Genomic DNA, 17,969 nt, shown 5'->3' with positions numbered 1-17,969 from the left:
ATTCTGCCGACCCTTATAACTATTTTGCTTCTGATAATTAGAAGTTCAAACGCAGACTTGCGTTGTACGTTCTTCCAATTCCTAAGAAATAACCGAAACGGTCTCTTTGGTTGATGTAAGAATCGTTAAACAGGTTGTATACATTTCCTCTGAATACGAAACGCTGACCTCCAAAGTTGAATCGGTAGGTTAAACCAGCATCTGCAAGGGTATAGGCTGGCAGACGTTCTGCCTGGTAGCGCATTCCCACCTGAGCTGCTTCAACTACGTCGTCAGGATTTACGAATCCATATAGGTCCGTGTAGATGTTGTAGTCACCATCAAGCGTTAATCCGTCGCATACACGAACAGATAGTCCCGCACCAAATGATGTTTGAGGAGCGTTACCCACTTTTGTTCCCGTAAGGTCTAGCATACCGTCTGTGATCACAAACTCACTGGTGTCGTCATTCTGACGAGTAAATGGTGTCTCGCCATCGTACTTCCAGTTACCAATAGATCCATAACCTCTGAATCTTAAAGTACTCGCAGTTGGACGATATTCAAAATCGAATTCAACACCCTGGTGCAATTGAGTTACATCGTTGAAACGGTCTGTAAAGAAGACCGGGTTATCTGGATCTGTGTCATCCTCACCACCTACAGCAAGGAATCTGTTACCCCATTCCGTACGATATACATCTACATTGATTCTCAGGTTATCGTTTTGGAAACGGTATCCAGCCTCAAGACCAAGGATCTCTTCATTGTCAATTTCCGGCTCAAACAGATCGTTGGAGTTACGGATGTCGCGGAAAATATTGTCAAGGAACGGCTGACGAGAGAATTGTCCGGCGTTCGCGAAGATCGAATGGTTATCGTTGATATTATAGGATGCTCCTCCTTTAATATTATAACCCGTCTTATTAACCTTTTCAGACTTCCCTGCCTCTTCCACGTTGTAGCGTTCTTCTCTTTCGAAAGATTGTGTTGAGAATGCACCTTGAACAAAGATGGAGAACTTATCGGTAGCATATTCTGCCTGACCGAATCCACCTAAATAGTTAATATTCTCGGAGTAGTCATAATCTAACCTGTCACCTTCTTCGGCAGAGTCGAAAAGAGTTTTCCATGGATCCGCTTCAAACTCATTCATGTAGATCTGGTTGTTATCTGCAAGACCTGATAGTCCAAGCAGATCATTCACTTGACGGAAGTGATCTCCCTTGTACATTCGGCCATCGAAACCAACATTGATGTTCCAGTTTTCTCCGGCTTCAAGATTCAGACTTGAAAGTAGTCCGTACCAGTTATGGTTGTTCATGGAAGACCTTCTGATACGAGCATCGTCGAAATCACCAATTCCGTTTTCGGCAATAGCGATGTTATTGTCTCTAATTGCCTCAAAATTGATTTCACCATTCACTAAAGTTCGAATACGACTTCCTCGACCATACATACCGGTTCCGCCACCACGACCCCATGATGCGTAAGCAACAGTTGATAGATCGGCGTTGTCACTAATAGTCCAGTCCCAGTTAAGGTTAGCCACAGGCTTGTGGTAGAAATTTCTTCTTTCCGTATAGCGTTCACCATCAAGGAAACCTGTGTTGCTGTTGTATTTTTCTCCGTATAGATCATATTCTTCCAGGTCATTGGAGAAATTCTGATCGTGCCACTGAGGTGCTCCTGTGATAAGGAAGTTTAAAGCGTGATTTTCATTCGGCTTATAACCTACAGAGAAAAGATAGTTCTGTCCCTGTCCTGCAGTTCCTACGGCATACTTTCTGTGTGCCTGCCAGTGATCCACAAGGAATGAGAATGCCCATCCGCTGTCGTTTAACCCGGTGTTGTAGCTTGCTGTTCCTTTGAAGTAACTGTCGTTACCCGCCAGGAAACGAACAAAACCTCCCTGGTTCTGATCGGTAGTTTTAGAAATAATGTTAACCGTACCACCTACTGATGAAATGGCTAGTTTAGAAGAACCAAGTCCTCTTTGTACCTGGATGGCATTGGCTACATCCGACATACCAGCCCAGTTAGACCAAAACATTCTACCGTCCTCCTGGCTGTTAATTGGCTGACCGTTTAATAGGAAAGCCGTATTTGTGTCGTCAAATCCACGAAGGAAAACCTGGCTGTCTCCAAAACCTCCGGCCTGATTCCCAACATAGATAGAAGGAGTGTTTTTCATTGCCTCGGTAAATTCAACGTTACCGGCAGCTTTAGTACTAATCTCCTGGGCCGTAATCGTGGATACCGCTACAGGGGTTTGACGATCGCTAGCAAGGTCAATTACACCAGTACCAACGATCACTACTTCCCCAAGACTGGCAGCATCTGCGTCCATTGAGATTGTTCCTAAGTTTGCAGTCCCATTACTAAGGGTAAAAGAAACTGTCCTGGTAACATAACCAAGGTAAGAGATCTGTAATGTTCCGGAATTAGATGATACAGAAACTGAGAAGTTTCCATCGAAATCGGAAATTGTCCCGTTTGATGTTCCTACTTCAACTACACTAGCATTAGGTAGTGGTCCTCCTAGATCTGCATCCTGAACAGATCCGGTAACTGTTCCCTGTGAATATGCCACTAGGCTGCTGCACAAGAAAACTAAAAGTAAAAGTCTTTTCATTGTTAGATGTTTAGTTTATGAATAACAGGGCAAAATTACTACCTAAAATCTTCTTAGAGTAATTTTTACATTAAGAAAATATTAATAACTAACCCTAACGTAAAGTTAATTTATAAAACCTAATGTGCTGATAAACTGACTGTTAGTTAGTAACAGCTTTGTTAACAATGAAAAATTTGTATTAATCGAAAGAAATGCAGTCCAATTTCTCCCTAAGAGGAGCGATAAATTCGAAGAATTGTGGCTGTAACCGCTCCGATAATGGCTCTGAAGTTGGCAGATCTTCCTTGAATGGATCCACCTGACGGCCATTTTTCCAGAATCGGTAACAAACATGGGGTCCACCGGTATTTCCGGTCATTCCCACCCAGCCAATAACATCCCCCTGTCGTACAAAATCACCAACCTTTACATTGCGGCTCTTCATGTGAAGGTATTGGGTGTCGTAGGTGCTATTGTGTTTGATTTTTACATAGTTTCCGTTTCCTCCTCGTCGTTCGGATTTGGTAACGGTACCATCCGCAGTAGCTAAGATTGGCGTCCCGATATTCGCAGCAAAATCAGTTCCCTTGTGGGGCCTTAGTTTGTATCCGTAATACTTGATGCGACGTTTCAGGTTGTAGCGGGAAGAGATTCTACTGAATTTAACAGGTGCTTTCAAAAAGGCTCTTCTCAAGTTCTCAGCTTTCTCGTCGTAAAAATCGGGTATCTGATTCACGGTATCTCCAACAAACTGGAAGGCATAGAGCGGTCTCCCTTTGTGTTCGAAATAGGCCGCTTTGATCTCTCCCAATCCGGCAGATATGGTATCATTGATATACTTTTCAGTATACACCACACGGAAACGATCTCCGGGCTGAATAGCGAAGAAGTTTATCGTCCAGGCATAAATATCTGCAAGTCGTTCACTCATATAGGGACTCAGGTCATTGTCCGCCATGGTCTGATAAAGCGAACTGGTGATCACCCCCGATGCAGATTTCTCTATATAATCTACAGGTTTTTTATTGTTGAAGGCGGTAATACTGTCCCTTAGATCAACAACCGCGTAGTCCACCCTGTTCTTCTCGTAGATAAACACCTGGGTTTGGTTCAATGAATCTTTGGAATTGAGCAAGACATAAGGTTTTCCGGCAACCATCCTCCTTACGTCGAAACTGTCTTTAAACCTGGTGGCAACTGCAAATATCTTATCCTGGGTAACACCGTGGGCGTCGAGTATACCTCCGAAGGTGTCTCCGGGACGCACGGTATCACGAACTACGTTGAAGTCATTCAGGACGTAGCCGTATTCTTCTATTATATCCGGAACGGGTTCGATTTCAATCTCTGTATCTTCCTTGACATCAGTACTACAGGCAAGGAATAAGAATAATAAGGGGAGTAAAAGGATTAGTTTTTTCAAGTTGTTTTCAATTTCTAGCTACACATCTTTGCCCCAATTGGCAAGTTCCTCCTTCGTCCAAACATCAGGAAAGAATATTCTTCTCTGATATTTCGGTAACATATATTTGGCCCAATCGCTTCCACCTGTTGCTTCTTCCGGTTCATTACCGTGGTTGAGGTATTTCTTCGCTGTGTTGTAATGCGCCATGACCCATTTGATATTTACTGTTCGGTCGTAATGTCTCATCGCCTTCCTCAATTCGGGGTCCTGTTGCACCTCTTCTGGCAGGCCTTTGAACTTCGCATACAAATTTATGGTATTATATTCTTTTGTAAAGGCTATGAATTCGTTTTTATATTTCTCTTCAAAAGCGGACAATAAGTAACTCTTCTTACCTGTCTTGTAATCCTTGCCAGCGGCTTGCCAGTACAAATGTTCTAAAGCGTGTTCGTAGGGCGTTTCGCGGTCGATGGTTTCCCTAAAACGGGGATCAATAAGGTTAATAAGGTCCGTAGATGAAAATTCGATCTTTCGGTACTGTGCACTTTGGAACCCACTGGCCGGCGCAAGTGTGTTTCTGAATTTCAGGTACTGCTCCACTTCCATTCCTTCAGTCATGATCTCGAAAGAAGAGGTGAGCATATCGAAATAGCGGCTTATTCGCAATAACCTTTCAGAAAAGAACTTCACTTTTAAATTATCGTGGTGGGATACCTGTTGAATTTCCCACAATATCATTTTGAATAGCAGCTCGTTGATCTGGTGATACATGATGAAAACCATTTCATCCGGTAAAGTAGTGCGCTGAACCTGGAGGTTCAACAGAGCGTCCGTCTGGATATAATCCCAGTATGTCATGGGCTCTCCGTAAAGGAGCCCTTCAAGATGCGTATCAAGATCCTGATCGATAGCATCGTATTTTTTCTGAAGCTGTTCTAGAAGTTTTTTGGTTTCGGGTTGTATTTCCATGCTAGATTGTTAATCTACAAGTATTTTAAATGAATGCTGAAGACCTTTGAATTCGGTCAAAGTGGCTTTCAGAGAACCCACGGCCAACTCAGCTTTTATGAGGAGGGGGATCTTATTATCGTCATCACTCACCCACACCGTAAGACTCTCTTTTTCCTTAAAGACTCTTCCGGCTTGAACATAAGGCCTGAATACCAGGCAGCGTACTTTTCCAAAGTTAGTTTTTAAGGTTTCCCTACCCAAGAATTTGAGTCGGAATTTATAGTTTTCCTTATCGAAGAACATATTCATGTCTATCGTTTCTCCTTCGGTTATGGTTTTAACGTCTAAATTATTCCGAAGGTAATAGAAGGCTGAAACCATATCCTGGGCATCAGCGGGAAAACTAACCAATTCCTTCGTTTGGTGTTTCTTATTGTGAACCAGTGCCTGTCCCGACTCGTGATCGAAATCAATCTGTATATCCTTTGTATGACCTCCTTCGTCTATGTCTCGAATGAATCGATAAGGGCGGTCGTTGTATTTATCGATATAAGACTCGTAATAGTCTTCCACCCGAAAGAAAAATTTGGACAAACCAGTGGTCTTACCTTCTCCCTTAACATGATATACACTCCGACCATCGAGATAATCATTCTGCACTTCAAGTGTTCCGTAACCAGCGGTCACAAATCCGTAATGCACCCTGAACTTAAACCATTCTCCATCACCATATGCCTGTTTCTGGGGAAAAACAGTAGTGATTGATAAGAATAAAAAAAGCGCAACTAGCTTTTTCATAACATAAGTATTTTTTCATTCGTAGTTTAAAATACAACTACGGTGCCAAAGTAAAAACTCCACCTTTTAGACGATGGAGTTCTTACTACGTTACAACCTATAAGGTACCACGCATAGCCTGTTCTCTTTCAATTGACTCGAACAGGGCCTTGAAGTTACCGGCTCCAAATCCTTTAGCTCCCATTCGCTGAATGATCTCATAGAAAAGGGTAGGCCTGTCTTCAACAGGCTTGGTAAATATTTGCAATAGGTACCCTTCTTCGTCTGCGTCTACCAGGATGGACAACTTCTGAAGTTCCTTTAGATCTTCTTTCATCATCTCCATGTGTTCTCCTAAACGTCCCGGAATCTCATCGTAGTATGTCTGAGGTGGAGGTGGCAGGAATTCCACACCTCTGGCTTTCAATTCTGCCACGGTTTTAATAATATCGTCTGTTGCCAGTGCAAGGTGCTGCACACCAGATCCCTCATAGAAGTCAAGATATTCCTCAATTTGCGATTTCTTGATTCCCTCGGCAGGTTCATTGATTGGAAACTTGATCCGTCCATTGCCATTACTCATTACCTTACTCATCAGGGCAGAGTATTCGGTGTGGATCTGCTTGTCGTCGAAAGAAAGGAAGTTTACAAATCCCATCACTTCTTCGTACCATTTCACCCACTTGTTCATCTCTCCCCAGCCTACGTTTCCTACCATGTGATCGATGAATTTCAATCCTGTAGGAGACGGGTTATAATCTGATTCCCACTTCCGGAATCCCGGAAGGAAAACACCATTGTAGTTCTTGCGCTCCACAAACATATGAACCGTTTCTCCGTAAGTGTAAATCCCAGATCGCACCACTTCTCCATCATCATCTTTTTCAATCACCGGTTCCATATAGGATTTAGCTCCCCTACTGGTTGTCTCTTCCCAGGCTTTGCGAGCATCTTCTACCCAAAGCGCGATCACCTTCACGCCATCACCGTGTTTTACGATATGGTCGTTAATGGGCGATTCGCTGTTTAGTGCAGTGGTTAGTACCAGCCTTATCTTGTCTTGCTTCAGTACATAGCTTACTGAATCGGTTGAACCTGTCTCCAGACCTTTATAAGCGTAGGATTGAAAGCCGAAAGCCGTTTTGTAGTAGTGCGCCGACTGCTTGGCGTTCCCAACATAAAATTCAACGTAATCGGTACCCAGTAGTGGTAAGAAATCCTGGGCTCCCTCAAATATTTTTTCTAGTCCGTAGTCAACGGATTTTACTTCTTTACTCATCTTTTTTAAGTTTTGTTCTTCCTTTCTGATCTTTCGTCATTTCCTCTATCGTTCAAATCTCTTCGGAAGAAAAATTATTGTTTAGGTTAATCAAGCCACGACTGAAAATAAGTGTCGTCGGCAATCTTTAAGGCTTCTTCGGTCACTTTCAAAGGTTTGAAAGTATCTACCATAACGGCAAGCTCGTCGGTCTTTACCTGCCCGATGCTTCGTTCGGTTGCTCCAGGGTGCGGTCCGTGCGGTATTCCGGCAGGATGCAATGATATATGACCTGCATCGATATCGTTCCTGCTCATGAAGTCTCCGTCCACATAGTACAATACCTCATCGCTGTCGATGTTACTGTGATTGTAGGGCGCCGGAATACTATCCGGGTGATAGTCATACAATCGTGGTACAAAGCTGCAAACCACGAAAGTGTCTGTTTCGAAAGTCTGGTGTACCGGTGGTGGTTGATGAATTCTTCCGGTGATAGGTTCGAAATCGTGAATAGAGAAAGCATAGGGATAGTTATATCCGTCATACCCTACTACGTCAAAGGGATGGGTAGCGTATACCATCTCAATGATCTCATCCTGCTTTTTCACCTTCATAAGGAACTCTCCTTGCTCATTGAAGGTTTCCAGCTCCTGAGGTTTCCTGATATCCCTTTCACAGAACGGTGAATGTTCCAGCAACTGGCCGAACCAGTTGCGGTAGCGCTTAGGTGTATAGATCGGGCTGTAGGATTCCACAATGAACAGTCGGTTGTCCTCGGTGTCGAAATCCACCTGGTAGATCATTCCTCGTGGGACCAACAAATAGTCCCCGTATTTAAAATCCAGGTTCCCCATAAAGGTTCTAAGCTTTCCACTACCCTTGTGTATGAAGATCAGTTCATCGGCGTCGGTATTCTTGTAGAAATAATCCCGAAGTGACTTCTTAGGTGCGCTCAGGATGATGTTACAATCGCTGTTGGTTAAAACAACCTTCCTGCTGTCCAGGTAGTCGTCTTCCGCGGGAACCTGGAAGCCCCTGAGCCTGTAGGATTGCAAATTATTCGCCTTTGCAATTTTTGGTGCTACGCTGTATTGATCCCGAATATCGATCACCTGGGTTGGTCGGTGTTCGTGGTACAGATTGCTGTACATTCCATCGAATCCAATAGTGCCAAAAAGTTGTTCGGCATAAAGAGAACCATCCTCCTTGCGAAACTGTGTGTGTCGTTTGGGAGGTATTTTCCCTAATTTATGATAAAGTGGCATGTTTATTTAATTTACGTTAATACTTACTTGAGAGGTAGTAAAACGTATCACTCCGGATTTCTCTTGATAAGGAATTTTAGATGAAGGAGTAAATATTTCCAGATTTTTACTGCCATTCAACAAATATCGTAAAATTTTTAACGCGTTGGGGTTATCTAACTCTTAAAAACTGAAGCCGATACGCACATACCATTCGCCGTTATCTACTTCAGGGGAGTAGGCATATTTTAACTCTAAAGGACCGAGAAATGTTTCCATTCCGTAGCCTATTGCATATCCTCTATAGTCGATCTCGTCTATCCAGTTACCGGTTTCAAATAAACGATCTCCAACGTTACTGATATTGGCCGAGAGGTTGAGGTGATTGTTCTTTACAAACTCGTAGTCGAAGGTTACTGCACTTTTGAGATAGGTGTCGCCCCTTATGCTCAATGCCTCATAGCCGTACAAAGGCACAATATTATTGATCTGTTGAAACCCATAACCCCCTACGAAGAAATCCAGCGAACGTGTATTTCTTCCTCCAATCTTAAAACCTCCCTCGGTGGACAACACCATGGTGAAATCGTCTGAGATCTCCAATGCGTATGCTAAGTTTGCCTTGGCGATAGAGAATTCCTCGAAATTTTCATTACTTCCATTAGCAAAACCATAGAAGTGAAAATCCCCATCCAGGACTATACCCTGGCTTGGAAAAAACGTATTGTCCATGGTATCGTATCTCAAATAGCCGTAAACTCCGAAATAGTTAGTATTCTCAAAAACTGTTCTCGGCAGGTTGTTTTCATCAATACCAATGGTTTCTGAAAGATAGCGCAACCATTTATGTTCTATCCCGGCACCGATGAGAAATGTCCTTCGGAATAAAGTCTCTACATACAACTGGTTTGTAAGATCTCCATACTTCAGCTGTAGTTCGTTCAGCTGCAGATTTTGATCCTCGATCATTTCAGGAACAATAAAATCTGTCTTAACATCCTTTTCAAAAAAACTATAACGTGAATTCAACCCAATGCTCCAATAATATCCTTTATCAACATAATAATTGAAGTTATAGCGCAGGTTATCCCCAACTATAAAATCGAAAGAAGCAATATCGTTATTTGTAAACAGGCGCTTCCTGGTAACATTGATCAAAGCCGCAGTTCGATATAGATCGTCATAGTGAGCACTCAATCGCAGCAACGTCCTGGAATCACTTTCCCGAAGATCAAAATACAATTTGTGCGTCCCTTTTGGAGTTTCCACCATTCGATAGTTGATATTTTGGAAACTTCCTGTCGCACTTAGATTGTTAATCCCTTCACTGAGGCGTTCGTAGGATACCTCATCGGGAACTTTCAGCTTTAATTTACCCATCACATATGCCCTGGTGTAGTTCACATTTCCAGCTATCTCCACACTTTCGATAAAAATAGAAGATTCTTTAGAGAGTGCTACCTGAACACGGTTTCTGGAAGTCTGTTTACCAGCAATGCCTTCCAACTGTTCTTTATATACCGCGGCGGCTTCCTCACCAGCTTCGATTATCTTTCTTCCCTCATCGAAAGAAACCACCGTAAACTCATCTATATTGGGATTGATATACACATCGGTTTGCTCGCGTTTGGACTTCATATCTTCGATAGTTCGAAAATTATTTATCTGCACAAGCACATCAAAAGCCGAATTGAGATCTTCACGTGTCTTTAAGGAATCCTGCACATCCACACCAATAATGATGTCCATTCCCTTAGCCCTGAGCTGGTCCACAGGATAATTGTTCTTCACTCCGCCATCTATCAACACTTTGTCGTCAATGATTACCGGACTGAACAGCGATGGGAGTGCCCCGCTGGCAGAAATAGCCTGGGGTAAATACCCTTTTTCAAGTAGTATCTCTTCACCGGTCTCCACATTCGTTGCCACACAGAAGAAAGGTATTGGCAACTCGCTGAAATCGTCGATCTCGCTTATGTGTGAAGTGAGTTTCGAAAACAAATTGTATACATTTTGCCCCTTTGACAAACCACTTGGAAAGCTCACCTTAAACCCATCGAAGGGCAGTGTTACGGCGTATTTATCCGATTCAGTCTTCTCATAAAAGGTTTTTGCTTTTCTGGGAATCTCATCCTGGATAAGTTCGTCAAAATCGAGTTCCTCGAAGATGGAATCCAGCTGACGAGCGGAATAGCCCGAAGCATATAAACCCCCGATGATCGCTCCCATGCTGGTACCACCAATATAATCGATCTGAATACCGCTGTCCTCGATGATCTTAAGTGCCCCAATATGCGCTAGTCCTTTTGCACCTCCTCCGGAAAGGACCAATCCAACCTTGGGATCCTCCGTATCGTTCTGTCCCCAGCTCAGAGCCGCGGAAATCGCGAGAAATATGAACAATAGGAGTCGTTTCATTGTATCGATTGATAGTAACTAAATATCTTTTTGGCCTTATCAGCGCCAATTACTGCTTCTAATTCTTCAAAACTGGCTTTGGCAATCCGTTTATTACTTTTGAATTCTTTCAACAACTGTATAACCGTTTTTTCTCCGATTCCCGGAATGGTCTCCAGTTCTGTATTTAACGCCTCTTTGCTCCGCTTATTTCTGTGAAATTCAATTCCGAAGCGATGGGCCTCATTTCTTAGTTGCTGAATAACCTTTAATGTTTCAGATTTCTTATCGAGGTAGAGAGGTATAGGGTCGTCCGGGTAAAACAATTCTTCCAACCTTTTAGCGATGCCGATTATCGCAATCTTTCCACGCAACCCTAATTTATCCAGGCTTTTCAGCGCGGAAGACAACTGTCCCTTCCCCCCATCTATGATGATAAGTTGTGGCAAGGGTTGCTCTTCATTCATAAGTCTTTTGTAGCGTCTGTACACAACTTCTTCCATAGAGGCATAGTCATCCGGGCCTTCCACAGTCTTGATATTGAATTTTCGATACTCTTTTTTAATTGGTTTTCCATTCTTAAAGACCACACAGGCAGCTACCGGGTGAGTTCCCTGTATATTACTATTATCAAAACACTCAATATGACGTGGTTCCTCGCTAAGGCGCAGATCCTTTTTCATCTGGGCCATGATCCTGTTTTGATGCCTGTCCGGATCCACTATCCTGGCCTGTTTGAATTGTTCCATCCGGAAGTACTTTGCGTTTCTTTCAGACAGGTCCAGGATCTTCTTCTTATCTCCTAACTTGGGAACAGTGACTTTTACACCTTCTTCGGAATTTATTCTGAAGGGGACATAAATCTCCTTCGATTGGGAATTGAATCGCTGCCGCAATTCGATGGCGGCCAGTTCCAATAGTTGTCCATCGCTCTCTTCCAGCTTCTTTTTTATCTCCATAGTATGCGACCGAATGATACTTCCGAAGGAAATCTGAAGAAAATTCACATAGGCATAGCTCTCATCCGAAACGATCGAAAAGACATCTACATTACTGATCTTCGGATTTACAACGGTAGATTTTGATTGGTAGTTCTCTAGAATTTCGATCTTCTCCTTTATTCGCTGCGCATCTTCAAAGTGCATATCGGCAGCCAGTTCCTTCATCTGCTTCCGGAACCGATTGAGCGAATCCTTAAAATTTCCTTTTATGATATTTCGTATCGCGCTGATACTCTCTTCGTAGTCCTCCAGCGACTGAAGACCCTCACAGGGGCCCAAACAATTTCCCAGATGATATTCCAGGCAAAGTTTGTATTTGCCCGCTTTTATTTTTGCTTCGGAAAGATCGTAGTTACAGGTTCGCAGCTGGTATAGTCCTTTGATGAGGTCGAGTAAGGTATGTACGGTCTTCATACTGGTGTAAGGCCCGTAATACTCACTTCCATCCTTAATAAGCCGACGCGTGGAGAACACACGGGGAAATCGCTCTTTCTTGATACAGATCCACGGATAGGACTTGTCGTCCTTGAGCATCACATTATAGCGTGGCTGATACTTTTTAATGAGGTTGTTTTCCAGCAACAGCGCATCCGTTTCCGAAGCGACCACTATATGCTTGATATCGGCAATTTTCTTAACCAGCAGGCGCGTCCTGGCATTGTCGTGTTGCTTGGTAAAGTAAGAAGCCACCCTCTTTTTTAGATCCTTGGCCTTCCCAACATACAACAGCTTTCCCTCTTTGTCGTAGTATTGATAAACTCCGGGAGAAGAAGGCAAGGTAGAAATCTGAAGTTTTACGGAGGCTTCGGCCATGATATCAAAGATAGTCCTCTAATTAACTTCGGGCAATACCGGAGTAGCAAATTTCACTGAAAGGGATTTTTGTTAAATTGCAATAACTAATAAACCAAAATGAACATCGCAATTATATCACGTGGGGAGAATCTTTACTCTACCCGTAGTTTATTCAAGGCTGGAGCCTCCCGTAATCATGTGATGGAAGTTCTGGATCCGAATAGATGTACCCAGGCTATTGAAGATGGTAAACCCGTACTCTATTTTAATAACGAACCTGTAAACGATCTGGACGCTGTAATCCCACGTATTGGAGCATCCAACACCTATTTCGGAGCTGCTTTGGTACGGCATTTCCAATCCATGGGTGTTTTCTGTGTGGTCCAGGCGGAACCTATTCTGCAATCTCGCAACAAATGGACCTGCAATCAGGTGCTTGCACATGCAAAAATTCCTGTTCCGAAGACGGTGCTAGGGACATCAGGGGATGTTGAAGGAATGCTGGACATCTTCGGGGATCCGCCCTACATCATAAAAGTGCTCCAGGGAACCCACGGACATGGGGTGATACTTGCGGAAACCTATAGGGGAGCTGTTTCAACCATAGAGACATTGCTTACCTCTAAGGTTCGTTTCGTTATCCAGGAGTTTATTGAGGAATCCAATGGATCCGACCTTAGGGCAATCGTCGTGGACGGCAAGGTAGTTGGGGCCATGAAAAGACAGGGCCAGGATGGTGAATTCCGTTCTAACCTGCACAGAGGAGGATCTTCCGAAGTGATCAAACTTTCTTATGCCGAAGAAAACCTGGCATTGAGAGCTGCCAAAGCGCTACGACTTGGAGTTTGCGGTGTGGACATACTACAAAGCAACCGTGGTCCTTTAGTTTTGGAAGTTAATTCCACACCGGGTCTTGAAGGTATTGAAACTACAACAGGCATATCGATCGCGGGACAAATAATAAGTTACATTGAACGAAACAAACGTAGATGAAGAAGATAAAAGCGAAGGAACTGGAATTGTTCAAAGAAGTTATCCCTCCCGGCGCATCCCGGGAACTCAACCTAAGTTTTGCAAAATTACATACCAACACTCCAATAGATGTTCCCATCTTCGTAGAAAGATCTCACTATGAAGGCCCTACGGTGCTTTTTACTGCCGGTATTCACGGTGACGAAGTAAATGGTATCGAGATCGTCCGACAATTGGTTTCCAAGGGTATCAACAAGCCAAAGATCGGGACCACCATTAGTATCCCTATCATAAATATCTTCGGATTTCTTCAGAAAGTGAGGGAATTCCCGGATGGAAGAGATCTCAACCGATCCTTTCCGGGCAGTAAAAATGGATCTTTGGCATCACGAGTGGCTCACAAACTAATGAATCACATAGTTCCCCAGGTAGACTATTGTATTGATTTTCACACCGGAGGCTCCAGTCGTTTTAACGCCCCTCACATCCGTGTAGCCAAAGAAGATGAGGAACTCATGGATCTGGCCCAAATATTCAATGCCCCTTTCATTCTTCAGTCTAAAAACCTTAAAAAGTCCTTCAGAAATGCCTGCAAGAAAAAAGGTGTGCCAATGTTGCTTTTTGAAGGCGGCAAATCGAATTCGATAGACAACGTAGTGAGCAATACTGGCGTTAATGGCTCAAAACGAGTCCTGAATCACCTGGGTATGCTTCGGTCTAAATTTAAAGTGTCCACACCCAAGAAAAATTCTGTGACCATCACCAACAGTTCCTGGATCAGGGCGCATGCCTCAGGCATGTTTAAGCCGGCAGTAAAGGTAGGCAGTATGGTTAAACGCGGGGATGTAATAGGCCATATAACCGATCCTTACGGAAAAGTCCATTACTGGATCAAATCGACCAACGAAGGTTATGTATTCAATGTGAACGAAGCTCCGTTGGTTTACCAGGGAGATGCCTTATTTCATATTTCAACCGGCGTGCTCTGATGGAAAAAAGTGAGATTAGGAAATTATACAAAAAGAAGAGGGAACTTCTCAGCGAATCGGAAATAGAATCCCGGAGCCTGCAGATCGCAAACAATTGTCTCAGACTGCCAATCTGGGACAAGAACTATTACCATGTCTTTCTTCCCATTAAGCGGAATAAAGAGGTGAATACTGAATTTCTATTGCATATTCTCCAAGGAAAGGACAAAAGTGTTGTGTTGTCCAGATCCAACTTCAGAACCTGTGAAATGACTCACATTTTATTACAGGAAAATACCGTGATACGCAGCAATAATTATGGAATTCCGGAGCCAGTTGAAGGACTGGAGGTATCACCCAGGCAGTTGGATATTGTTTTTGTGCCATTACTGGCATTTAACGAGCAAGGGCATCGGATTGGGTATGGGAAAGGTTTTTACGATAGGTTTTTATCCGAATGTCGTGAAGATTGTACTAAAATCGGGCTTTCTTTCTTTGAAACGGAGACATTATTTATCCATGAAAACATGGATTTTCCGCTAGATTATTGCATTACACCGAAAAAAAACTATGGTTTTAAAAATTCTAAGCTATATTTATAACCAATTAATAACCAACTAATTTTCAATTATGGAAACAACGAACAATCAAGCCGGGACACCTCCTGATAACAACCTAGTATGGGCAATTATATGTACGGTTCTATGTTGCCTACCTTTAGGAATCGTAGCAATTATCAAATCTACCAAGGTAAAAGAACTATGGTTGTCTGGTGATCACGCGGGTGCTCAAAAAGCTGCTGACGATGCCAAGAAATATGCTATCTGGGGAATGGTTGCCGGTGGTGTGCTAGTAATTCTTTATATAATTTTTGTAGTAGTATTAGGAGTTGCCGGTGGTGGATTCTAAGAAAATAATTACAATCGCCCTCACGATCATACTTCTTGGGGGCGGTTTTTTTTACTATTTCTTCAATAATCCTACGAATAACAAGCTTTTCCTTCCGTGTCCCTTCAAACTCCTCTCGGGATACAACTGCCCTGGTTGTGGTTCACAACGAGCCATTCACCAGTTACTGCACGGTAATTTGGGAGATGCATTCTTCCTAAATCCTCTTTTAGTACTCTCGGTTCCAATTATTATTTATGGCCTGGGGGCAAGAGTGTATAATTATATATTCGACGCCTCACATCGAGTACAATTTTTTTATAGTAAGATATTCATTTACACCTACTTCGGAATTGCAATTGTGTACTGGGTAGTTCGGAATCTATCCATTTATCCCTTCGTCAAATAGCACTTTTTTATTGAATAGAAGTTGAAGGAAATATCCTACAATTCATATTTTTTTCCTATATTTCGAGCGCAAAGTTGAATGAATGAACTTTTTAGCTCAGAAGCGCAGAAAAATACTGTCGCAGCATACTGAAAATCATAGAGCCACGCCCCCGGCACAAGACACTCCCAACAATTTTTATTACAAGGAGATCGCCAAACTCACGGGTTGCGGTGTTTGGTCTGTGGACTTCCCTGCGAAAAAAACATTTCTCGATGCGGTAGCACTTCGAATTCTCGAAATACCGGAGTCCTACCACATTAGTTTGAGAAACGCGCTGGATTTTTATACAGATGAATACAAAGAGGTCGCTGTCAATTTCTATTTGGAATGTGCCCAGGGCCTTTCATTTTCAACTACCGTTAAAATGCAAACGTTTACAGGTAAGGAAATCTGGGTAAGAGCGTCCGGTGAACCTACATATAATGATCAAAAGGAAGTTGTTGGAATTAAAGGAGTGTTCCAGGATGTTACCAATGAAAAGAAGCAAGAGCTGCAGCTTCGTCGAAGCTTAAAGTTAATTGAATCTCAAAACACCAAGCTCAATAATTTCGCGAATATCGTTACCCATAGTATGCATGCTCATACGGGCAACCTGGAAATGACCCTGGAATTGATGAAAGGTGCCAGTAGCCTTGAAGAAAAAGAAGAGCTGTGCAATGGCCTTTATGAAATTTCAGAAAGTATATCCAATACTATCCGTCATCTTAAGGAATTAAGCGAAATTCAAACCACGGCAAAAAGACCGCTGGAAATTGTAGATATCGACAGTGTACTGGAAAAAGTGAAAAACAGACTAGGTAATTCCCTGGGGCGTACCAGGGCAGAAATCTTCAATGACTTTTCCGAAGTACCCACGGTAGAATACATTCCTTCTTATATGGAAAGTATTCTGTTCAACCTGATAACCAATGCCATTAAATATCGTCACCCCGAACGAAGTCCGGTTATTGAGATCTATTCAATCATGGAGGAAGACAGCCCTTGCCTCATGGTAAAAGATAATGGCCTGGGTATCGATCTGGACAGTTTTGGTGAAAGGATCTTCAATATTTACGAGACCTTCCACAATAATACCAATGCTGAAGGAGTTGGATTGTTCATCCTCAAGAACAAGATCGAATCACTTAATGGAACCATATCTGTTCAAAGCGAGGTAGATAAAGGAAGTACTTTTATCGTTCGTTTCTAAGTTTTAATTGCCAGATTGTTTCCGAAGGAATACATCTCCGTATATACTTGTCGCTTCAATAAAATAATCTCCCTGCAAGGGTATTTCAGTATGCACCGAACCATTTTTTGAACTACCTCTTCCCCCAACATTATTACCCACAGTTACCGAAATATCGCCTTTTTGGCTATACAACCTCGCATCTCCAATGAAGTTAGATAGGGTTGTTGTCCCTTCTGAAAGCACTGTCTCCAGGTACTTTATCTTTCCTTCAGTCCTCACCAACGCACTGCTGGATTGAATCAAAACCGCCGTTTTTTCGGGAACCCGAAACGTCATCTCTATAGAAAGTACCTTATGCGCCGCAAGTTTATCATTGTCCTTAGTAAAGAAGGGACTGAAACCTGTTGATAGAGTTAATGACCTTTCTTTGCTCACCGAATTGATCACGACAGACTCGTGGTATTCTCCCTCAACCCTGGCCCACAGGTTGATGCTTTTATCGGGCACTGAAAGTACATTGATAGTAAAAGCAGCATCGGATTTGATAAGAAGCGTATCGATATCAAAACCATCCCATTGTTTTTCGATGGTTTTCTGGGCCGTTAACGAGGAGAAAACACCCAGGATAAGTAGTATTATAATAAATCGCTTCAAAATAAAAACCCCAAAGAAACTTTGGGGTGAATTTTATGATAAATGGCTGTTATAGCCTATTTCTGCATATTCTTGGCCTCAATACTCAAGGTAGCATGAGGAACCAGTTTAAGACGTTCCGGGTTGATCAATTTACCGGTAACACGGCATATTCCATAGGTCTTATTCTCGATACGAATAAGTGCATTCTTCAGATCGCGTATGAACTTCTCCTGACGAATGGCCAATTGAGACGAAGTCTCTTTGCTCATCACTTCACTTCCTTCATCGAAGGCCTTGAACGTAGGTGAGGTGTCATCCGTACCATTATTACTGTCGTTCCTATACGCACTTTCAATTAATTCAAGCTGCTCCTGAGCTTTCTTTATTTTCTCTTGTATAAGTTTTCTGAATTCCTCCAGTTCTTTATCACTATATCGATTTTTTACTTCCTTAGCCATC

16 protein-coding genes are annotated in these 17,969 nt (G+C 42.7%); 6 read left to right on the top strand and 10 right to left on the bottom strand.

All coding sequences use genetic code 11. The features are described 5' to 3' along the window. Positions 1-37 precede the first annotated feature (37 nt). From J1N09_RS00480 to uvrC, 8 genes are all read right to left on the bottom strand, one after another. Positions 38-2,614 (bottom strand): TonB-dependent receptor, encoded by a 2,577-nt coding sequence (locus J1N09_RS00480; protein ID WP_265197418.1) that lies wholly within the window; start codon positions 2,612-2,614, stop codon positions 38-40. A gap of 181 nt (positions 2,615-2,795) precedes the next feature. Further along, positions 2,796-4,019: a M23 family metallopeptidase gene (locus J1N09_RS00475; protein ID WP_265197417.1), complete on the bottom strand. Its 1,224-nt coding sequence runs from the start codon at positions 4,017-4,019 to the stop codon at positions 2,796-2,798. Between the two features lie 18 nt (positions 4,020-4,037). Then, positions 4,038-4,970, bottom strand: a complete 933-nt coding sequence (locus J1N09_RS00470; RefSeq protein WP_265197416.1) for a tryptophan 2,3-dioxygenase family protein — start codon at positions 4,968-4,970, stop codon at positions 4,038-4,040. A 9-nt stretch (positions 4,971-4,979) separates the two neighbouring features. Next, on the bottom strand, positions 4,980-5,750 hold the full coding sequence (locus J1N09_RS00465; protein WP_265197415.1) for a DUF3108 domain-containing protein: 771 nt from the start codon (positions 5,748-5,750) through the stop codon (positions 4,980-4,982). 97 nt (positions 5,751-5,847) lie between these two features. Then, positions 5,848-7,008 (bottom strand): 4-hydroxyphenylpyruvate dioxygenase, encoded by a 1,161-nt coding sequence (gene hppD / locus J1N09_RS00460; RefSeq protein ID WP_265197414.1) that lies wholly within the window; start codon positions 7,006-7,008, stop codon positions 5,848-5,850. A gap of 86 nt (positions 7,009-7,094) precedes the next feature. After that, positions 7,095-8,252 (bottom strand): homogentisate 1,2-dioxygenase, encoded by a 1,158-nt coding sequence (locus tag J1N09_RS00455; RefSeq protein ID WP_265197413.1) that lies wholly within the window; start codon positions 8,250-8,252, stop codon positions 7,095-7,097. Between the two features lie 162 nt (positions 8,253-8,414). Beyond that, the gene (locus tag J1N09_RS00450; RefSeq protein ID WP_265197412.1) at positions 8,415-10,649 is read right to left on the bottom strand and encodes a patatin-like phospholipase family protein; all 2,235 of its coding nucleotides are present in this window, start codon (positions 10,647-10,649) and stop codon (positions 8,415-8,417) included. Beyond that, positions 10,646-12,442, bottom strand: coding sequence for an excinuclease ABC subunit UvrC (gene uvrC, locus J1N09_RS00445; RefSeq protein ID WP_265197411.1), 1,797 nt, complete (start codon positions 12,440-12,442; stop codon positions 10,646-10,648). Before uvrC ends, J1N09_RS00450 begins: the two co-directional genes overlap by 4 nt. Positions 12,443-12,541: 99 nt before the next feature. Between uvrC and J1N09_RS00440 the strand changes: the two genes are divergently transcribed. The 6 genes from J1N09_RS00440 (at position 12,542) to J1N09_RS00420 (ending at position 16,892) form a co-directional block, all read left to right on the top strand. Further along, positions 12,542-13,417 carry an ATP-grasp domain-containing protein gene (locus J1N09_RS00440; protein ID WP_265197410.1) on the top strand — a complete coding sequence of 292 codons (876 nt, stop codon included), beginning with the start codon at positions 12,542-12,544 and terminating at the stop codon, positions 13,415-13,417. Further along, positions 13,414-14,385, top strand: coding sequence for a succinylglutamate desuccinylase/aspartoacylase family protein (locus J1N09_RS00435; RefSeq protein WP_265197409.1), 972 nt, complete (start codon positions 13,414-13,416; stop codon positions 14,383-14,385). The genes J1N09_RS00440 and J1N09_RS00435 overlap by 4 nt, the downstream gene beginning before the upstream one ends. Beyond that, a complete protein-coding gene (locus J1N09_RS00430; protein ID WP_265197408.1) occupies positions 14,385-14,966 on the top strand; it encodes a 5-formyltetrahydrofolate cyclo-ligase in 582 nt (193 codons plus the stop codon). The genes J1N09_RS00435 and J1N09_RS00430 overlap by 1 nt, the downstream gene beginning before the upstream one ends. A gap of 28 nt (positions 14,967-14,994) precedes the next feature. Continuing rightward, a complete protein-coding gene (locus J1N09_RS00425; protein ID WP_265197407.1) occupies positions 14,995-15,273 on the top strand; it encodes a CD225/dispanin family protein in 279 nt (92 codons plus the stop codon). Further along, a complete protein-coding gene (locus J1N09_RS15535; protein WP_414826838.1) occupies positions 15,260-15,661 on the top strand; it encodes a DUF2752 domain-containing protein in 402 nt (133 codons plus the stop codon). Before J1N09_RS00425 ends, J1N09_RS15535 begins: the two co-directional genes overlap by 14 nt. Before the next feature lie 82 nt (positions 15,662-15,743). Continuing rightward, complete coding sequence (locus tag J1N09_RS00420) at positions 15,744-16,892, top strand: ATP-binding protein (protein WP_265197406.1); 1,149 nt, start codon at positions 15,744-15,746, stop codon at positions 16,890-16,892. Between the two features lie 3 nt (positions 16,893-16,895). On the opposite strand, the gene J1N09_RS00415 is transcribed toward J1N09_RS00420, so the two are convergent. Beyond that, positions 16,896-17,528, bottom strand: a complete 633-nt coding sequence (locus J1N09_RS00415; RefSeq protein ID WP_265197405.1) for a hypothetical protein — start codon at positions 17,526-17,528, stop codon at positions 16,896-16,898. A gap of 56 nt (positions 17,529-17,584) precedes the next feature. Further along, positions 17,585-17,968, bottom strand: a complete 384-nt coding sequence (locus J1N09_RS00410) for a TraR/DksA family transcriptional regulator (RefSeq protein ID WP_265197404.1) — start codon at positions 17,966-17,968, stop codon at positions 17,585-17,587. Position 17,969 lies beyond the last annotated feature (1 nt).

Source organism: Aureitalea sp. L0-47, from assembly GCF_026126405.1.
Classification (GTDB): Bacteria; Bacteroidota; Bacteroidia; order Flavobacteriales; family Flavobacteriaceae; genus Pukyongia.
The sequence above is the reverse complement of the archived record's forward strand: the minus strand, read 5'-3'. Positions and strand labels throughout refer to the sequence as shown.

What these genes read in the sequence shown, in the direction of transcription:
- J1N09_RS00480 (WP_265197418.1), bottom strand. Translation starts at nt 2,614, where the DNA reads ATGAAAAGACTTTTACTTTTAGTTTTCTTGTGCAGCAGCCTAGTGGCA.
- J1N09_RS00435 (WP_265197409.1), top strand. Translation starts at nt 13,414, where the DNA reads ATGAAGAAGATAAAAGCGAAGGAACTGGAATTGTTCAAAGAAGTTATC.
- J1N09_RS00425 (WP_265197407.1), top strand. Translation starts at nt 14,995, where the DNA reads ATGGAAACAACGAACAATCAAGCCGGGACACCTCCTGATAACAACCTA.
- J1N09_RS00465 (WP_265197415.1), bottom strand. Translation starts at nt 5,750, where the DNA reads ATGAAAAAGCTAGTTGCGCTTTTTTTATTCTTATCAATCACTACTGTT.
- J1N09_RS00450 (WP_265197412.1), bottom strand. Translation starts at nt 10,649, where the DNA reads ATGAAACGACTCCTATTGTTCATATTTCTCGCGATTTCCGCGGCTCTG.
- J1N09_RS00430 (WP_265197408.1), top strand. Translation starts at nt 14,385, where the DNA reads ATGGAAAAAAGTGAGATTAGGAAATTATACAAAAAGAAGAGGGAACTT.
- J1N09_RS00420 (WP_265197406.1), top strand. Translation starts at nt 15,744, where the DNA reads ATGAACTTTTTAGCTCAGAAGCGCAGAAAAATACTGTCGCAGCATACT.
- uvrC (WP_265197411.1), bottom strand. Translation starts at nt 12,442, where the DNA reads ATGGCCGAAGCCTCCGTAAAACTTCAGATTTCTACCTTGCCTTCTTCT.
- J1N09_RS00440 (WP_265197410.1), top strand. Translation starts at nt 12,542, where the DNA reads ATGAACATCGCAATTATATCACGTGGGGAGAATCTTTACTCTACCCGT.
- J1N09_RS00470 (WP_265197416.1), bottom strand. Translation starts at nt 4,970, where the DNA reads ATGGAAATACAACCCGAAACCAAAAAACTTCTAGAACAGCTTCAGAAA.
- J1N09_RS00455 (WP_265197413.1), bottom strand. Translation starts at nt 8,252, where the DNA reads ATGCCACTTTATCATAAATTAGGGAAAATACCTCCCAAACGACACACA.
- J1N09_RS00410 (WP_265197404.1), bottom strand. Translation starts at nt 17,968, where the DNA reads ATGGCTAAGGAAGTAAAAAATCGATATAGTGATAAAGAACTGGAGGAA.
- hppD (WP_265197414.1), bottom strand. Translation starts at nt 7,008, where the DNA reads ATGAGTAAAGAAGTAAAATCCGTTGACTACGGACTAGAAAAAATATTT.